The 15,335-nt window shown below is 67.2% G+C and carries 15 protein-coding genes; 3 read left to right on the top strand and 12 right to left on the bottom strand.

Translation table 11 applies throughout. The annotated features are described in order from the left end of the window. Positions 1-14: 14 nt before the first annotated feature. Entirely contained in the window at positions 15-1,019 is a 1,005-nt protein-coding gene (locus L3V85_RS09520; RefSeq protein ID WP_237679068.1) for a bile acid:sodium symporter family protein, read from the bottom strand. Between the two features lie 70 nt (positions 1,020-1,089). Between L3V85_RS09520 and L3V85_RS09515 the strand changes: the two genes are divergently transcribed. Continuing rightward, positions 1,090-2,019: a LysR family transcriptional regulator gene (locus L3V85_RS09515; RefSeq protein ID WP_237679067.1), complete on the top strand. Its 930-nt coding sequence runs from the start codon at positions 1,090-1,092 to the stop codon at positions 2,017-2,019. Here the strand turns inward: L3V85_RS09515 and L3V85_RS09510 are convergent. Then, positions 1,973-2,398, bottom strand: a complete 426-nt coding sequence (locus L3V85_RS09510) for a response regulator (RefSeq protein ID WP_237679066.1) — start codon at positions 2,396-2,398, stop codon at positions 1,973-1,975. The two genes, L3V85_RS09515 and L3V85_RS09510, sit on opposite strands and share 47 nt — an antisense overlap. A gap of 121 nt (positions 2,399-2,519) precedes the next feature. Beyond that, positions 2,520-3,506 (bottom strand): quinone oxidoreductase family protein, encoded by a 987-nt coding sequence (locus tag L3V85_RS09505; RefSeq protein WP_237679065.1) that lies wholly within the window; start codon positions 3,504-3,506, stop codon positions 2,520-2,522. Between the two features lie 102 nt (positions 3,507-3,608). Here L3V85_RS09505 and L3V85_RS09500 point away from each other — a divergent pair, with 102 nt between their 5' ends. Then, the gene (locus L3V85_RS09500) at positions 3,609-4,517 is read left to right on the top strand and encodes a DMT family transporter (protein WP_237679064.1); all 909 of its coding nucleotides are present in this window, start codon (positions 3,609-3,611) and stop codon (positions 4,515-4,517) included. A 15-nt stretch (positions 4,518-4,532) separates the two neighbouring features. Here the strand turns inward: L3V85_RS09500 and L3V85_RS09495 are convergent, their stop codons facing one another. From L3V85_RS09495 to L3V85_RS09480, 4 genes are read right to left on the bottom strand one after another with little or no spacing between them, the layout of a single operon-like run. Then, on the bottom strand, positions 4,533-5,324 hold the full coding sequence (locus L3V85_RS09495; protein ID WP_237679063.1) for an SDR family oxidoreductase: 792 nt from the start codon (positions 5,322-5,324) through the stop codon (positions 4,533-4,535). A 32-nt stretch (positions 5,325-5,356) separates the two neighbouring features. Then, complete coding sequence (locus L3V85_RS09490; RefSeq protein ID WP_237679062.1) at positions 5,357-6,313, bottom strand: DMT family transporter; 957 nt, start codon at positions 6,311-6,313, stop codon at positions 5,357-5,359. 40 nt (positions 6,314-6,353) lie between these two features. Continuing rightward, positions 6,354-7,967: a gamma-glutamyltransferase family protein gene (locus L3V85_RS09485; protein ID WP_237679061.1), complete on the bottom strand. Its 1,614-nt coding sequence runs from the start codon at positions 7,965-7,967 to the stop codon at positions 6,354-6,356. Between the two features lie 25 nt (positions 7,968-7,992). Further along, complete coding sequence (locus tag L3V85_RS09480; protein WP_237679060.1) at positions 7,993-8,964, bottom strand: Bug family tripartite tricarboxylate transporter substrate binding protein; 972 nt, start codon at positions 8,962-8,964, stop codon at positions 7,993-7,995. A 96-nt stretch (positions 8,965-9,060) separates the two neighbouring features. Between L3V85_RS09480 and L3V85_RS09475 the strand changes: the two genes are divergently transcribed. Continuing rightward, the gene (locus tag L3V85_RS09475; RefSeq protein ID WP_237679059.1) at positions 9,061-9,987 is read left to right on the top strand and encodes a LysR family transcriptional regulator; all 927 of its coding nucleotides are present in this window, start codon (positions 9,061-9,063) and stop codon (positions 9,985-9,987) included. A gap of 66 nt (positions 9,988-10,053) precedes the next feature. On the opposite strand, the gene L3V85_RS09470 is transcribed toward L3V85_RS09475, so the two are convergent. The 5 genes from L3V85_RS09470 to L3V85_RS09450 all read right to left on the bottom strand — a co-directional run bounded on the left by L3V85_RS09470 (position 10,054) and on the right by L3V85_RS09450 (position 15,330). Next, positions 10,054-11,565, bottom strand: a complete 1,512-nt coding sequence (locus L3V85_RS09470) for a tripartite tricarboxylate transporter permease (protein WP_237679058.1) — start codon at positions 11,563-11,565, stop codon at positions 10,054-10,056. Between the two features lie 19 nt (positions 11,566-11,584). After that, positions 11,585-12,073: a tripartite tricarboxylate transporter TctB family protein gene (locus L3V85_RS09465; RefSeq protein ID WP_237679057.1), complete on the bottom strand. Its 489-nt coding sequence runs from the start codon at positions 12,071-12,073 to the stop codon at positions 11,585-11,587. A 145-nt stretch (positions 12,074-12,218) separates the two neighbouring features. Continuing rightward, positions 12,219-14,015 (bottom strand): GspE/PulE family protein, encoded by a 1,797-nt coding sequence (locus L3V85_RS09460; protein WP_237679056.1) that lies wholly within the window; start codon positions 14,013-14,015, stop codon positions 12,219-12,221. Beyond that, positions 14,012-14,797 carry a spermidine synthase gene (locus tag L3V85_RS09455; protein WP_237679055.1) on the bottom strand — a complete coding sequence of 262 codons (786 nt, stop codon included), beginning with the start codon at positions 14,795-14,797 and terminating at the stop codon, positions 14,012-14,014. The genes L3V85_RS09460 and L3V85_RS09455 overlap by 4 nt, the downstream gene beginning before the upstream one ends. After that, positions 14,797-15,330 (bottom strand): DNA-deoxyinosine glycosylase, encoded by a 534-nt coding sequence (locus L3V85_RS09450; protein ID WP_237679054.1) that lies wholly within the window; start codon positions 15,328-15,330, stop codon positions 14,797-14,799. The genes L3V85_RS09455 and L3V85_RS09450 overlap by 1 nt, the downstream gene beginning before the upstream one ends. Between the last annotated feature and the right edge of the window lie 5 nt (positions 15,331-15,335).

Here is a 15,335-nt window from a genome sequence, read left to right as displayed (position 1 = left end):
GCCGGGAGAAAAGACTACTTCTGCGCGGCGGCCTTCAATGCCGGGGCCGCGTCCTGCCCGCGCCGCGCATAGCGCTGCGCCAGCACCGCGCACACCATCAGCTGCATCTGGTGGAACAGCATCAGCGGCAGCACGATGGCTCCCACGGCGTGCGATGCGAACAGCACCTTCGCCATCGGGATGCCGCTCGCGAGGCTCTTCTTGGAACCGCAGAAGACGATGGTGATCTCGTCGGCCGTGTCGAAGCCGAGCTTTCGCGCAATCAGCGTCGTGAGCGTGAGCGCCAGGGCCAGCAGCACTGCGCACACCAGCAGCAGGCCCAGCAGCGCGCTCATGGGAATCTGCTTCCAGAGCCCCTCGATCACCGCCGCGCTGAACGCGGTGTAGACCACCAGCAGGATCGAACCCTGGTCCACGAACTTGAGGACCGCCGCGCGCTTCTGCACCCACTTGCCGATGACCGGGCGCAGCAGGTGGCCGGCCAGGAACGGCACCATCAGCTGCAGCAGGATGCGGCCGATCGAATCGAAGGACGAAGTCGCGCCGCCGTTGTGCGGCAGCACCACCAGATTCACCAGCACCGGCGTGACGAACACCCCCAGCAGCGTGGAAGCCGAGGCGCTGCAGATGGCGGCCGGCATGTTGCCCCGGGCCATCGCGGTGAAGGCGATGGCCGACTGCACCGTGGCGGGCAACACGCACAGGAACAGCACGCCGATGTAGAGATCGGGCGTGACCAGCGGCGACAGCACCGGCTTGAGCGCCAGGCCCAGCACCGGGAACAGGACGAAGGTGCTCGCGAACACCAGCAGGTGCAGCCGCCAATGGGTGATGCCCGCCATGATCGCCTCGCGCGACAGCTTGGCGCCGTGCAGGAAGAACAGCAGTCCGATGGCGACCGTGGTCAGGCCTTCGAAGAAATGGGCGACGCGCCCGCTGGCGGGCAGCAGGCTGGCGATGGTCACGACCGTGACGAGCGCGAGCGTGAAGTTGTCGGGGAGGAAGCGTGAACGGGCCATGGAACGCATTGGACGCCGATGCGATTCAAAAGAGAAATGGATTTATCTGATGGATATATGATTCGAGCGCATGAATATCACGCTTCGTCAGCTCCGCGTCTTCCGCTCGGTGGCCGAGGGGCGCAATTTCAGCCGTGCCGGCGACCAGGTCGGCCTGAGCCAGCCGGCCGTCAGCCGTTCGATTTCGGAACTGGAGTCGCAGCTCGGCCTGAAGCTGCTCGACCGCACCACCCGCGAGGTGGTGTTGACGGAAGCCGGCCAGTCGCTCGCGGCCCGGCTCGACCGCGTGCTCGACGACCTCGACCAGACCCTGCAGGACGTGGCCGGCCTTGCCAGCGCGCGCGGCGGCAAGGTGCGGGTGGCGAGCAGCCCCACGCTCTCGGCCAACCTGATGCCCGGCTGCATTGCCAGTTGCGCGGTGCAGGCCCCGGGCATCCAGTTTCTGCTGCTCGACCGCATCCAGCAGGACGTGCTGGACAGCGTGCGCAGCGGCGAGGTGGACTTCGGCGTGGTGATCGAGCCCTCGGAAGCCGACGACCTGCATTGCGAGGCGATCCTCGACGACCCCTTCGTGCTGGTGGTGCCCCCCGCGCACCGGCTCGCGCGGAAGGCGTCGGTGCGCTGGGCTGCGCTCGACGGCGAATCGCTGGTGCTGCTCGACCACGCCTCGGGCAGCCGCCGGCTGATCGACCAGGCGCTGGAGCGCCACGGCGCGCATTGCGAAGTGAAGCAACAACTCGGCCACCCCACCACCGTGTTCCGCATGGTCGAGGCGGGCATCGGCATCAGCGTGATGCCGGAGCTTTCGCTGCCGCCTGAGGGCTTGCCGCAACTGGTGGTGCGCCCCCTGGCGCCGCGTGTTCAGCGCGCGATCATGCTGATTCGCCGGCGCAACCGGGCGCTGTCGCCGCTCGCGGAGCGGGTGTGGGGCATCGTGCGAGAAACCGCCGCGCTCAGTGCGTCAGCGGCGCCCGCCCCGGCGACGAAGCCGGCTGATTGAAGCGCGCCTGCCGCTGGCGCACGCAGAAGTCGATCAGGTCTTCGACCTCGGTGGCCTTGTCGAACACCGCGTCGGCGCCCAGCAATGCGCACTTTCGGCGCATCTCGGGCGTGGCGTAGTTGCTCAGCACCACCATCTTCTGCATCGGATGCCGGTCGCGGCAGGCTTCCAGCACGCGGAAGCCGGTGCCGTCCTTCAGGAACAGGTCAATGATGGCCAAGTCCCACTGCGATGGGTTGCGCGTGAGCCAGTGCATGCCCTCGGCCTCCGATTCGGCTTGGCCGATGGGGTCTACCCGCGCGACCTCGCGCAGTGTGCCCACCAGGTTCTCTCGGATGGTGGGGTTGTCTTCGACGATGTAGGTGCGAACGGTGTGCATGACGGCTTTGCCTCTGAGCTTTGAGCCAAGGCTACAAAGTGCGCCAGTCACAAGTCGAAGGCATGACACCCCTGCGCGGGTAGGACAAGGCTGGCCTTGCCCTCCCTTTTTGTTTGCCGCGTCAGAGCGTGAGGATCGTGCAGCCGGTGGTCTTGCGCGCTTCCAGATCACGGTGCGCCTGCTGCACGTCGTCCAGGGCATAGCGCTGGTCGATCGGGATCTTCACCGCGCCGCTCTGCACCACCGCGAACAGGTCGTCGGCCATGGCCTGCGTGCTCTCGCGCGTGGACATGTGGGTAAAGAGCGTGGGACGCGTCACGTACAGCGAACCCTTCGACGCGAGCGTGCCCAGGTTCACCGGCGGCACCGGGCCCGAGCCGTTGCCGAACACCGCCAGCAGGCCGAAGGGCCGCAGGCAGTCGATCGAGCCTTCGAAGGTGTCCTTGCCCACCGAGTCGTACACCACCTTCACGCCCTTGCCGCCGGTGATTTCCTTCACCCGCGCCGCGAAGTTCTCGGTGCTGTAGTTGATGGCGTGCGCCGCGCCATGCGCCAGCGCCAGCTTGCACTTGGCGTCGCTGCCGGCGGTGCCGATGAGCTGCAGGCCCAGCGCCTTGGCCCACTGGCAGGCAATGAGGCCCACGCCGCCCGCGGCCGCGTGGAACAGGATGAAGTCGCCGGCCTGCAGGCCTTCGGCCGGCAGCGTCTTCTTCAGCAGGTACTGCGTGGTGAGGCCCTTGAGCATCATGGCCGCGCCGGTCTCGAAGGAGATGTCGTCGGGCAGCTTGCACACGCACTTGGCCGGCATCACGCGCAGCTCGCAGTAAGCGCCGGGCGGCGGGCTCGCGTAGGCGGCGCGGTCGCCCGCCTTCAGGTGCGTCACGCCCTCGCCCACCGCCTCGACGATGCCCGAGGCTTCCATGCCGAGTTGCAGCGGCATCGCGAAGGGGTAGAGCCCGCTGCGCTGGTAGGTGTCGATGAAGTTCAGGCCCACCGCCTTGTGGCGGATGCGGATCTCGCCGGGGCCGGGTTCGCCGACATCGACTTCGACGATCTTCAGTTCTTCAGGGCCGCCGGGGCGGTCGATACGAACGGCTTTGCTCTTCATGATGGCTGTCTCCAGGCGCTGGGAAAAAGAAGAGGCGCATCCTGCCATGTTTGCCTTTTCCGCGACAGCACGGGGCATTGCCGGCCGTTAGAGTCGACGCCCATGCAGACACAGCCGCAGCGCCTCACGCCCCTGACCGTTTTCCTGCTCGTGGTGCCGCCGCTGCTCTGGGCCGGCAACGCCGTGGTCGGGCGCCTGGTGCGCGAGCTGGTGTCGCCGCTCACGCTGAACTTCGTGCGCTGGGTCATCGCGTTCCTGATCGTGCTGCCGCTGGCCGCGCCGGTGCTGCGCCGCGGCAGCCCGCTGTGGCCGCACTGGCGGCGCTATGCGCTGCTGGGCCTGCTCGGCATCGGCCTCTACAACGCATTCCAGTACCTCGCGCTGCAGACCTCCACGCCGATCAACGTCACGCTGGTGGGCTCCAGCGTGCCGCTGTGGATGCTGGCGACCGGCGCGCTGTTCTTTGGTGCACGCATCAGCGCGCGGGAGGTGGGCGGCGCGCTGCTGTCGATGGCGGGCGTGCTGCTGGTGCTCAGCCGCGGCGAATGGCGGCAGCTGATGGCGCTGCGGCTGGTGCCGGGCGACCTCTACATGATCCTCGGCTCCATCGCATGGGCCTTCTACAGCTGGATGCTGGCGCGCACGCACGAGCCCAAGGACGTGCGGCAGGACTGGTCGGCCTTCCTGATGGCGCAGCTGGTGTTCGGCATCGGATGGTCGGGCGCGCTGGCGGCCGGCGAATGGACGCTGACCGACGCGCACATCGACCTGGGCTGGCCGCTCCTTGCCGCCATGCTGTTCATCGGCATCGGCCCCGCGGTGCTGGCCTACCGCTGCTGGGGCACCGGCGTGCAGCGCGCGGGCCCGCAGGCCGCGAGCATCTTCATGAACCTCACGCCGCTGTTCGCGGCCGTGCTCTCGGCCGCGTTCCTGCGCGAGCTGCCGCACTGGTACCACGGCGCGGCATTCGTGCTGATCGTGGGCGGGATCGTGGTGTCGTCGCGGCGCTGAAAGCGCCGCCCCTGCTCAATAGGTTCCCGGATAGGCGCCGCCGTCGGCGAGAACGTTCTGGCCCGTCATGTAGCCCGCCTGCATGCTGCACAGGAAGGCGCAGATGGCGCCGAACTCGGCCGGGGTGCCGAAACGCTTGGCCGGAATGTTCTTCTTGCGGGCTTCCCACACGGCGTCGAAGTCCTGGCCCGTCTTCTGCGCGGCGCCGGCCATCGTGCCCTTGAGGCGATCGGTGTCGAACGAGCCGGGCAGCAGGTTGTTGATGGTCACGCCCTGCGCCGCGATGGGCGTGCGCGCCACGCCGGCCACGAAGCCGGTCAGGCCGCTGCGCGCGCCGTTGGACAGGCCCAGGATGTCGATCGGCGACTTCACCGAGCTCGACGTGATGTTCACGATGCGCCCGAAGCCGCGCTTGGCCATGCCGTCCACCGTGGCCTTGATGAGCTCGATGGGCGTGAGCATGTTGGCATCCACCGCCTTGATCCAGGCCTCGCGGTCCCAGTTGCGGAAGTCGCCGGGCGGCGGGCCGCCGGCGTTGGTGACGACGATGTCGAAGTCATGGCCCAGCGCGAACACGGCGGCGCGACCGGCTTCGGTGGTGATGTCGGCGGCCACGTGCTTCACGAAGGGGCCGGAAGCACCAGCGGCCTCGGCCAGCTTCTTCGCGGCGGCTTCGAGCGCCTCGGCGCCGCGCGCCACGATCACCACGTTCACGCCCTCGCGCACCAGCGCCTCTGCGCAGCCGTAGCCCAGCCCCTTGCTCGCGCCGCACACCAGCGCGGTCTTTCCAGCAATACCCAGATCCATGTCTTGTTTCTCCAGTGAGTCCGGCAAGGGGCTCAGCGCCCCTTGCGCGTGAAAACGAAAATGCCCGCGATGACGAGCACGGTGCCGGCCGCGATCCACGGCGTGAACGGCTCGCCGAGTATCACCACCCCCATGAGGATGGTCGACAGCGGCCCGATCATGCCGGTTTGCGCGGCCGTGGCGGGCCCGATGCGCTCGATGGCCATCATCACCATGAGGACGGGCACCGCGGTGCACAGCGTGGCGTTGAGCACCGACAGCCAGATGACCTCGGGCGCGAGCGCGAAGGCCGTGCTCATCGGCCGCGTCAGCACGAACTGCAGGATGCACAGCACGCAGGCCACGGTGGTCGCCAAGCCCACGAGCCGCAGCGAACCCAGCCGCTTGACGAACTCGCCGCTGTAGACGAGGTAGCCCGCATAGCTCACGGCGCTCAGGAACACCAGGAACGCGCCCCAGGCCGCCGCGCCGCCACCCTTGCCGCCGGCGCCGCTCCACAGTTCGTGGCCGAACACCAGCAGCACGCCGGCATAGCTCACGACCATGCCGAGCACCTGCGGCCGCGTCGGGCGGCGCCGGTACATCAGCCAGCCGAAGAACAGCACCAGCGTCGGGTTGAGATAAAGAATGAGCCGCTCGAAGCTGGCCGAGATGTACGCCAGCCCCGCGAAGTCGAGAAAGCTCGCGAGGTAGTAGCCCGAGAAGCCGAGCCCGACGACGCCGAACCAGTCGCGCGTGGTGAGCGGCGGCTTGCCGCGCCCGGCCCACCATGCCATGACCGCGAACAGCGGCAGCGCGAACAGCATGCGCAGCATGATGAGCGTCACCGCGTCCACGCCGTAGCGGTACGCGAGCTTGACGATGATGGCCTTGCCGCTGAACGCGATGGCGCCCAGCGTGGCAAGGATCAGGCCGGTTGCGACGCCCTTCCTGGCGGCGTCATGGGAGGGTCGAGAGGGGATGCCGGCCGTCGCGGCTGTCTTGTTCATCCCCCGATCATCGCGGCAAGCTCAAACCCTTGGCTTTTGCTCAATAGCCGGCAGCCACGCCGTCGCGGCGCGGATCGCTCGCGGCCACGTAGCCTTCCACCGAGGGCTCGCCCGCGCGCCAGATGAACTGGCCGGCGCCGAAGTCCTGGTACGAGTCGTTGATCACGTCCAGGTGATGGCCCAGGTCGCGCAGGCCCTGCACGGTGTTGGCGTTCATCGCGGCCTCGACGTTGATCTCCAGCCCCGCGTTGAAGCGCCAGCGCGGCGCGTCGCAGGCGACCTGCGGGCCCTGCTTGTAGTCGAGCATGCGCACCAGCGTCTGCATGTGGCCCTGCGGTTGCATGTTGCCGCCCATCACGCCGAAGCTCATGACCGGCTGGCCGTCCTTGGTGAGGAAGGCCGGGATGATGGTGTGGAACGGGCGCTTGCCCGGCGCCACCACGTTCGGGCTCTCGGCTTTCAGGCTGAAGCCGTGGCCGCGGTTCTGCAGGCTGATGCCGAACTCCGGCTCCACGCAGCCCGAGCCGAAGCCCATGTAGTTGCTCTGGATGAAGCTCACCATCATGCCGCTCTCGTCGGCGGCCGTGAGGTAGATGGTGCCGCCCTTCACCGGGTTGCCGGCCTTGAAGTCCTGCGCCTTCTTCGGGTCGATGAGGCGCGCGCGAGAAGCGAGGTAGGCGTCGTCGAGCATCTGCTCGGTCGTGACTTCCATCGTCTTGCGCTCCGACACGTAGCGGTACACGTCGGCGAAGGCCAGCTTCATGGCCTCGATCTGCAGATGCTGCGACTGCACCGAATCGACCGGCAGCGAGGCGATGTCGAACTTCTCGAGAATGCCCAGCGCGATCAGCGCGGCGATGCCCTGGCCGTTCGGCGGAATCTCGTGCAGCGTGTGGCCGCGATAGTCGCGCGAGATGGGCTTGACCCACTCGGGCTGGTAGGCCGAGAGATCGGCCACCGTGAGCGCGCCGCCCTGCTCGGCCGAGAACTTGGCCAGCGCCTCGGCGATCTCCCCGCTGTAGTAGGCCTCGCCCTTGGTGCGGGCGATGGCCTTGAGCGCGCGCGCGGCGGCCGTGAAGCGGAACAGCTCGCCCACCTCGGGCGCACGGCCCCAGGGCAGGAAGGTCTGCGCGAAGCCCGGCTGCGACTGCAGCACCGGCGTGGCGGCGGCCCACTTGCCCTGGACCACCGGCGGCACGAGGTAGCCGCGCTCGGCGATGTCGATGGCCGGTGCCAGCAGGTCGGCGAAGGGCAGCTTGCCGAAGCGCTCGCTCAGCGCCACCCAGCCGCGCACCGCGCCCGGCACGGTGACCGAGTCGATGCCGCGCATGGGCGGCGTGGCGGCGTCGGCGCCGTACTTGGCCTTGAAGTATTCGGGCGTCCAGGCCTTGGGCGCCGGGCCCGAGGCGTTGAGGCCGTGCAGCTCCTTGCCGTCCCACAGGATGCAGAAGGCGTCGCTGCCCAGGCCGTTGCTCACAGGCTCGACCAGCGTCATCACCGCCGCGGTGGCGATGGCCGCGTCGACCGCATTGCCGCCCTGCTGCAGGATGCGCAGCCCGGCCTGCGAAGCCAGCGGGTGCGAGGTCGACACCACGTTGCGCGCGAAGATCGGGATGCGGGTCGAGAGGTAGGGGTTGTTGAAGTCGAAGTTCATTTGAGCGTGCTCTTCTTTCTCTTCTTTATTCGTTGGTGATCTTGCGATCCACGACGATCTTTTTCCACTTGGCGGCATCAATGGCCACCATTTTTGCGAACTGATCGGGCGTGCCCGGCGCGGCGGGCTCGATGCCCAGGCGCGCGAGCTTTTCCTTCACTTCGGGGTCGGCCAGCGAGTCGTTCGCGGCCTTGTTGATCTTCGCAACGATGTCCGCCGGCAGGTTCTTCGGACCGTAGAAGCCGAACCAGGTGTTCGACTCGTAGCCCGGCAGCGTGTCGGCAATGGGCGGCAGCTCGGGCGCCAGCGGGCTGCGCTTGAGCGAGGTCACACCCAGCGCGCGCAGGCGGCCGTCGCGCACGTGCGGCATGCCGGTGGGCAGCGAGTCGAACAGCACGTCGACCTTGCCGCTGATCAGGTCGGGAATGGCCAGCGCCGTGCCCTTGTAGGGAATGTGCGTGACGAACACGCCGGCCTGCGCCTTGAACAGTTCCGCCGTGAGCTGCACGATGGTGCCGTTGCCGCTCGATGCGTAGTTGAGCTTGCCGGGGTTCTTCTTGGCGTAGTCGATCCACTCGCGCACCGTCTTGGCCGGGGAGTTCACCGGCACCAGCATGATGCTGGCCGCGTCGCCCACGTGGGCGATGGGCGTGAAGTCGCGCACCGTGTCGTAGGGCAGCTTGTTGATGGCCGGGCCGATGGAGTGCGTGCTGGTGGTGGCCAGCAGGATGGTGTAGCCGTCGGGCGCGGCCTTGGCGGCCTGGTCGGAGCCGATGGCGCCGCCGGCGCCGGGCTTGTTGTCGACCACCAGGGTGGTGCCGAGCTTCTCGCTCATCTTCTGTCCCAGCGTGCGCGCGAACAGGTCGGTGGCACCGGCCGCCGGGAACGGCACGATCAGGCGGATCGGCTTGTTCGGATAGCCCTGGGCCAGGGCGGCGGAAGACGCGGCCATGCCGAGCGCAACGGCAAGCACCTGGAGGAAGCGGAGGCGTTTCATGTGCGGAATTCTGTGCCTGTGGAAGAAAAAAGGATGCTATGCAGCAGCGGTGCATCAAGCCAGATAATTTCGCTTATTCAACTATGAGTAACGCTTATGACAAGAGGCGCCGCTGAAGAGATTTCGCTGCAGCAGTTGCGGGCGCTGACGGCCGTGGCCGAAACAGGCAGCTTCACCCTGGCGGCCGAGGCGCTTCAGCTCACCCAGCCGGCCATCAGCCACCTGATCAAGCGGCTGGAGGAAGAACTGGCGCAGCCGCTGGTGGTGCGCGGGCGCCGCATCCGCATGACCAACGCGGGCCAGATGATGGTCGACACCGCCGTGCGCGCGCTGCGGCTGATCGACGAATCCGTGGGCGCCTGCCGCTCGCAGTCGCAGCTGCGCGAAGGCCGCATCGTGCTGGCGGTGGGCCATCTCACGGCCGGTGCCCTGCTGCCGCCGCTGCTCGGCCGCTTCTCGCAGAAGCACCCGACGCTCGCGACCACCCTGCTCGACAGCACGGCCGAGCAGATGATCTCGCGCATCCTCTCGCAGGAGGCCGACCTGGGCTTCGGCTCGGACATCGGTCAGAAGCATTCCGAACTCGCGACCGAGCCGCTGTTCTCCGAACGCATGGCGCTGTTCGTGCGCGACGACCATCCGCTGGCGCAACACGCCACGGTCGAGGCCCGCCACCTGGAGGGGCTGCCCTTCATCCACGTCAACCCCGACGCCAACGTCTGGCGCGCCGTGAGCCGCCAGCTCGCGAGCGCGGCCAACGTCTATCCCCATGTGGTGCACCACGTGTCGATGCTGTCGACCGCGTTCGGACTGATCCAGGCGGGCGCGGGCGTGGCGCTGGCGCCGCGCTATGTGGAAGTGCTGATGCCGGCCAACCTGCGCGCCGTGGCCGTGACGCGGCCCACGCTCGAATACCCGGTGGTCGCCATACGGCTGGCCAAGCATCCGCTGAGCCCGGCGGCGATGGCTTTCCTGGCGATGGCGCGGCAGCACATGAAACCGCCGCGGGCGGCGAAGGCCTGAACCGGCCCGCCAATGAAAAACGGCACCCGAAGGTGCCGTCGATTTCAATGAAGCGCGGAGACTGGATCAGTCCTCGACGAAGGCTTCTTCACGCTTTGATTTGACTGCGGGCAGCAGCACGATGATCAGCAGCAGCGCGGCGGCGGCCAGCAGGCCCGCCGACAGCGGACGCGTGACGAACACGCTCCAGTCGCCACGCGACAGCAGCAGCGAGCGGCGCAGGTTCTCTTCCATCATCGGGCCCAGGATGAAGCCCAGCAGCAGCGGCGCGGGTTCGCATCCGAGCTTGAAGAACATGTAGCCCACCAGACCGAAGATGCCCACCATCCACACGTCGAAGGTGTTGTTGTTGGTCGAGTACACGCCGATCGCGCAGAACAGCACGATGGCCGGGAACAGGTACTTGTAGGGCACCGACAGCAGCTTGATCCACATGCCGATCAGCGGCAGGTTCAGGATGATCAGCATCGCGTTGCCGATCCACATCGAGGCGATCAGGCCCCAGAACAGTTCCGGGTTGCTGGTCATCACCTGCGGGCCGGGCTGGATGTTGTGGATGGTCATCGCACCCACCATCAGCGCCATCACGGCGTTGGGCGGAATGCCCAGCGTCAGCAGCGGGATGAAGGAGGTCTGCGCACCGGCGTTGTTGGCCGACTCGGGAGCCGCCACGCCGCGGATGTTGCCCTTGCCGAAGGGCACTTCGCCCGGCTTCAGCTTGGTCTTCTTCTCGATGGTGTAGGCCGCGAAGGCCGCCAGCAGTGCGCCGCCGCCGGGCAGGATGCCCAGTGCCGAACCCAGCGCGGTGCCACGCAGCACGGCGGGCGTCATGCGCTTGAAGTCTTCCTTGGTCGGGAACAGGCCCGAGACCTTGGCGGTGAACACTTCGCGCTCGTCGTCCGGACGCGAGAGGTTGGCGATGATTTCACCGTAGCCGAACACGCCCATGGCGATGGCCACGAAGCCGATGCCGTCGGTCAGCTCCGGAATGTCGAAGCTGTAGCGCGCCACGCCCGAGTTCACGTCGGTGCCGACCAGGCCGAGCAGCAGGCCCAGCACGATCATCGCGATGGCCTTGAGCAGCGAGCCCGAAGCCAGCACCACGGCGCCGATCAGGCCCAGGATCATCAGCGAGAAGTACTCGGCCGGGCCGAACTTGAAGGCCAGCTCGGTGAGCGGCGGTGCGAAAGCAGCCAGGATCAGCGTACCCACGCAACCCGCGAAGAACGAGCCCAGGCCCGCTGCCGCGAGTGCCGGGCCCGCACGGCCCTTGCGCGCCATCTGGTAGCCGTCGATCACGGTCACCACCGACGAGGATTCGCCAGGCAGGTTCACCAGAATCGCGGTGGTGGAGCCGCCGTACTGCGCGCCGTAGTAGATGCCGGCCAGCATGATCAGTGCCGACACGGGCGGCAGCGCGTAGGTGGCGGGCAGCAGCATCGCGATGGTCGCGACCGGGCCGATGCCGGGGAGCACGCCGATCAGCGTGCCCAGAATACAGCCGACCAGGCAGTACAGCAGGTTGGTGAAGGTAAAGGCAACGCCAAAACCCATCGAGAGGTGTTCAACCAATTCCATGATGTGAGCAGCTTTCTTCTCAGCCGGTGATGAAGGTCGGCCAGACCTGGATCTGGAGCTTCAGCGCCCAGATGAATGCAACGTAGCTGCCCACGGCCAGGACAGTCGCGAGAGCGAGCACCTTCTTCAGGTCGAACTCGTTGCCCGCGAGACTCGAGATGAGCACCAGCGCGTAGATGGCGATGATCATGCCCATGGCCGGCACGCCGATGCTCGGCAGGCCGCCGAGCAGGATGCCGAATGCGAGGTTGGCGCCCAGGATGAACACCACCTGCTTCCAGGCCCACTTGCCGATCTTTTCGCCGTCGTTGGTTTCAACGGTGAGCCCGCTGAACATGATCCCCAGGCCGATGAGGGCCATGAGGATGCCCAGCATCAACGGGAAATAACCCGGACCCATGCGGGCGCCGCTGCCCACGCTGTAAGTGGTGGCGCCCCATGCGAACGCCACACCCACAACCGTGAACATCAGACCCGAGAAAAAGTCTTTCTGACTTTTGATTTTCACAACCGATCTCCTCGAACATTTTCGATGGAGGCGATTGTGGAGTCAGCCTCTGGTCAGGCTGATGTGGGTTCCACTAACCGGAGGACTAGGGATAACCCGAAAGGCCTCAAGGTCCTTGACCGTCCTTTGGGGGCGGCCCTATAGCTTATTCGAGCGGCGGCGTGGCGCTCAGCACTTCCTCGATGGTGGTCACGCCTTCGGCCACGCGCAGCGCGCCGGCCAGCCGCAGCGGACGCATGCCGTCGATCACCGCCTGGCGTCGCAGGCCCGCCAGGTTGGGCTCCTTCGTCACCTGCGTCTTGAACGACTCGCTGATGCTCAGCAGTTCATAGAGCCCCATGCGGCCCATGTAGCCGGTCATGCGGCAGTCGACACAGCCCACCGGCTTGTAAGCGCGCACCGAGCCCGTGATCTGCCACGGCTTGACGATGGTTTCCAGGCTCTCGCGCGTGACGGTGTCGTCGGGCTGCTTGCAGTGCGGGCACAGCGTGCGCACCAGCCGCTGCGCCAGCACGCCCAGCATCACCGCGTTGATGAGGTACGACGGCACGCCCAGCTCCATCAGCCGCGTGATGGCGCTCGGCGCGTCGTTGGTGTGCAGCGTGCTGAACACCAGGTGGCCGGTGAGCGCGGCCTGCACCGCCATCTCGGCGGTGGCAAGGTCGCGGATTTCGCCGACCATGATGATGTCCGGGTCCTGCCGCATCAATGCGCGCAGCCCTTCGGTGAAGCCGAAGTCGAGCTGCGGCTGCACCTGCGTCTGGTTGAACGACGGCTCGATCATTTCGATCGGGTCTTCGACCGTGCTCACGTTGACCTCTTCGGTCGCCACGCGCTTGAGCGTGGAGTACAGCGTGGTGGTCTTGCCCGAGCCCGTGGGCCCGGTCACCAGGATGATGCCGTTGGGCCGCGTGACGAGCTGTTCCCAGCGCTGCGCGTCATGCTGCGCGAAGCCCAGCGCGTCGAGGTCCTTCACCGCGGTGTCGGGGTCGAAGATCCGCATGACCATCTTTTCGCCGAAGGCAGTCGGCAGGGTCGACAGGCGCATTTCGACTTCGTCGCCGCGCATGTTGCGGGTCTTGATGCGGCCGTCGAGCGGACGGCGCTTCTCGACCACGTCCATGCGGCCGAGCAGCTTGATGCGCGCGACCATCGCGTTCATCACGCCCATCGGCATCTGGTAGGCCGGATGCAGGATGCCGTCGATGCGAAAGCGGATCACGCCCTGCTCGCGGCGCGGCTCCAGGTGGATGTCGCTCGCGCGCTGGTCGAAGGCGTATTGCCACAGCCAGTCGACCACCTGCACCACGCTCTGGTCGTTGGCGTCGAGCTGCTTGTTGCTCTTGCCCAGCTCGACCAGTTGTTCGAAGCTCGCGCCGCCGGTATTGCCGCCGGCCTTCTGCGCGGCGCGCACCGACTTCGCGAGCGCGAAGAACTCGGCCGTGTAGCGCTGGATGTCGGCCGGGTTGGCGACCACGCGCCGCACCGAACGGCGCGCCTGCCGTTCGACCTCGGCGATCCAGTCGGTGAGAAAGGGCTCGGCCGTGGCCACCACCACTTCGTTGGGCAGCACCTGCACCGGCAGCACCTTGTGGCGCTCGGCGTAAGCCGCGCTCATGGTGTCGGCCACCTTGCCCACGTCGACCTTGAGCGGATCGATGCGCAGGTAAGTGAGCCCCGCGCGGCCCGCGAGCCACTGCGTGAGCATTTCCAGGTCGAGCGGCTTGCCGTCGCTCTCGCGGGTCATCGCCACGTTGGCCAGGCGCACCAGCGGTGCCTGCCGGCTCTCGGCCTGGGCGCAGCGCGCAATGGTGCGCTTGGCTTCGACCGGAGAGATCATGCCGTCGCTGGCGAGCCATTCGATCAGGCGCCGCAGATCGAGCGGGCCTTCGTGGCGCGCGGCCAGCGAGGCGGGGGCGGAAGCAGCGGGTACAGCGCTCATGAGCCGGTGGTTCGGGTGAGTGTCGAGTTCTGGGGTTTGAACACCCGCAACCATTTGGGCGCGGGCAAGCCCCATCGAGTCTGGATCGTTTGGGCGCGCTCGGCAAGCACCTCGCGCTTCGGGCGGCTCGGTGTGCGCTGCGCAAGCACCACCGTGTTGCCTTCGCGCGTCGGCTTGAAGGCCCACACGGCATCCTCGCCGAAGGCATTCGCGATCTTCTCGAGGCTGCGCTCGTAGCTCGACGAGCGGCCGAAAAGGTTGACGGTCATGCAACCGTCATCGGTGAGCAGCGCGCGGCAGTCGGCATAGAAGTCTTCGCTGTCGAGCACGGGCGCCGCGGCCTCGTGGTCGTACAGGTCGACCTGCAGCGCGTCGACCGTGCCGTGCCATTCGGGCTTGCGGATTTCGGCCGCGGCATCGGCGATCACCACGCGCAGCTTCGGGTCGTCGGCCGGCAGCTTGAACCAGCCGCGGCAGGCCGACACCACCTGCGGGTTGAGCTCGATCGCGGTGGTGCGCATGCGCAGGATCTTGCGGCTGAACTTGGTGAGCGTGGCCGCGCCGAGGCCCAGTTGCATCGCGTGGCGGCTGGCCACGGTCTTGCCGTCGGCGAACAGCAGCCAGGCCATCATGCGCTGCACGTACTCGAGCTCGATCTCGAAGGGCGCGTCGATCTTCATGGAGCCCTGGACCCATTCGGTGCCCAGGTGCAGATAACGGATATCGCCCCAGTCGGAGAAATTGACTTCGGGAAGAGAGACGGGGGTTTTGCTCGATGCCATCAGACGACTAGATTGTGGGCGGCCAGGACCTCGCGCCAGGCAGCGAGCTTGCGCTCGAAGCTCCACGACGCGTTGGCGGGACTGGTGGAAGGCAGCTGGTAGACCGGCACGCCGAGCGTGCGCGTGTGGCGTGCATGCTTGAAGCTCTCGCCGCCGTTATGGGCGATGGCCGCGAGCTTGGGCAGATGCAGTCCGGCGATGTCGTTCGCCACCGGCGCGCGGATGGCGGAGTCGAGACTGCCTTCGCGCTCGCAAGAGGCATACACGTCCCACACGCCCAGGCCGCGATCGAGCAGCCACCGGCAGCGCGACCCGTAGCTGTCGGCGCCCGAGGGAAGGGGAATGTCGGGCCACACGGCTTGCAGGATCTTCCAGAACTGGTTTTGAGGGTGTGCATAGTACTGCTGCCGCTCGAGCGACTTGACCCCGGGGAAGCTGCCGAGGATGAGTACGACGGTCTTTGGCGAAACGATGGGCTGCAGGCCGGTGAGCACGGCGCTGTCGGCGGCATCGGGTGCGACGGAAAGCTTCATGGGCG

It is taken from the genome of Variovorax paradoxus (genome assembly GCF_022009635.1).
GTDB lineage: Bacteria > Pseudomonadota > Gammaproteobacteria > Burkholderiales > Burkholderiaceae_C > Variovorax.
The sequence above is the reverse complement of the archived record's forward strand: the minus strand, read 5'-3'. Positions and strand labels throughout refer to the sequence as shown.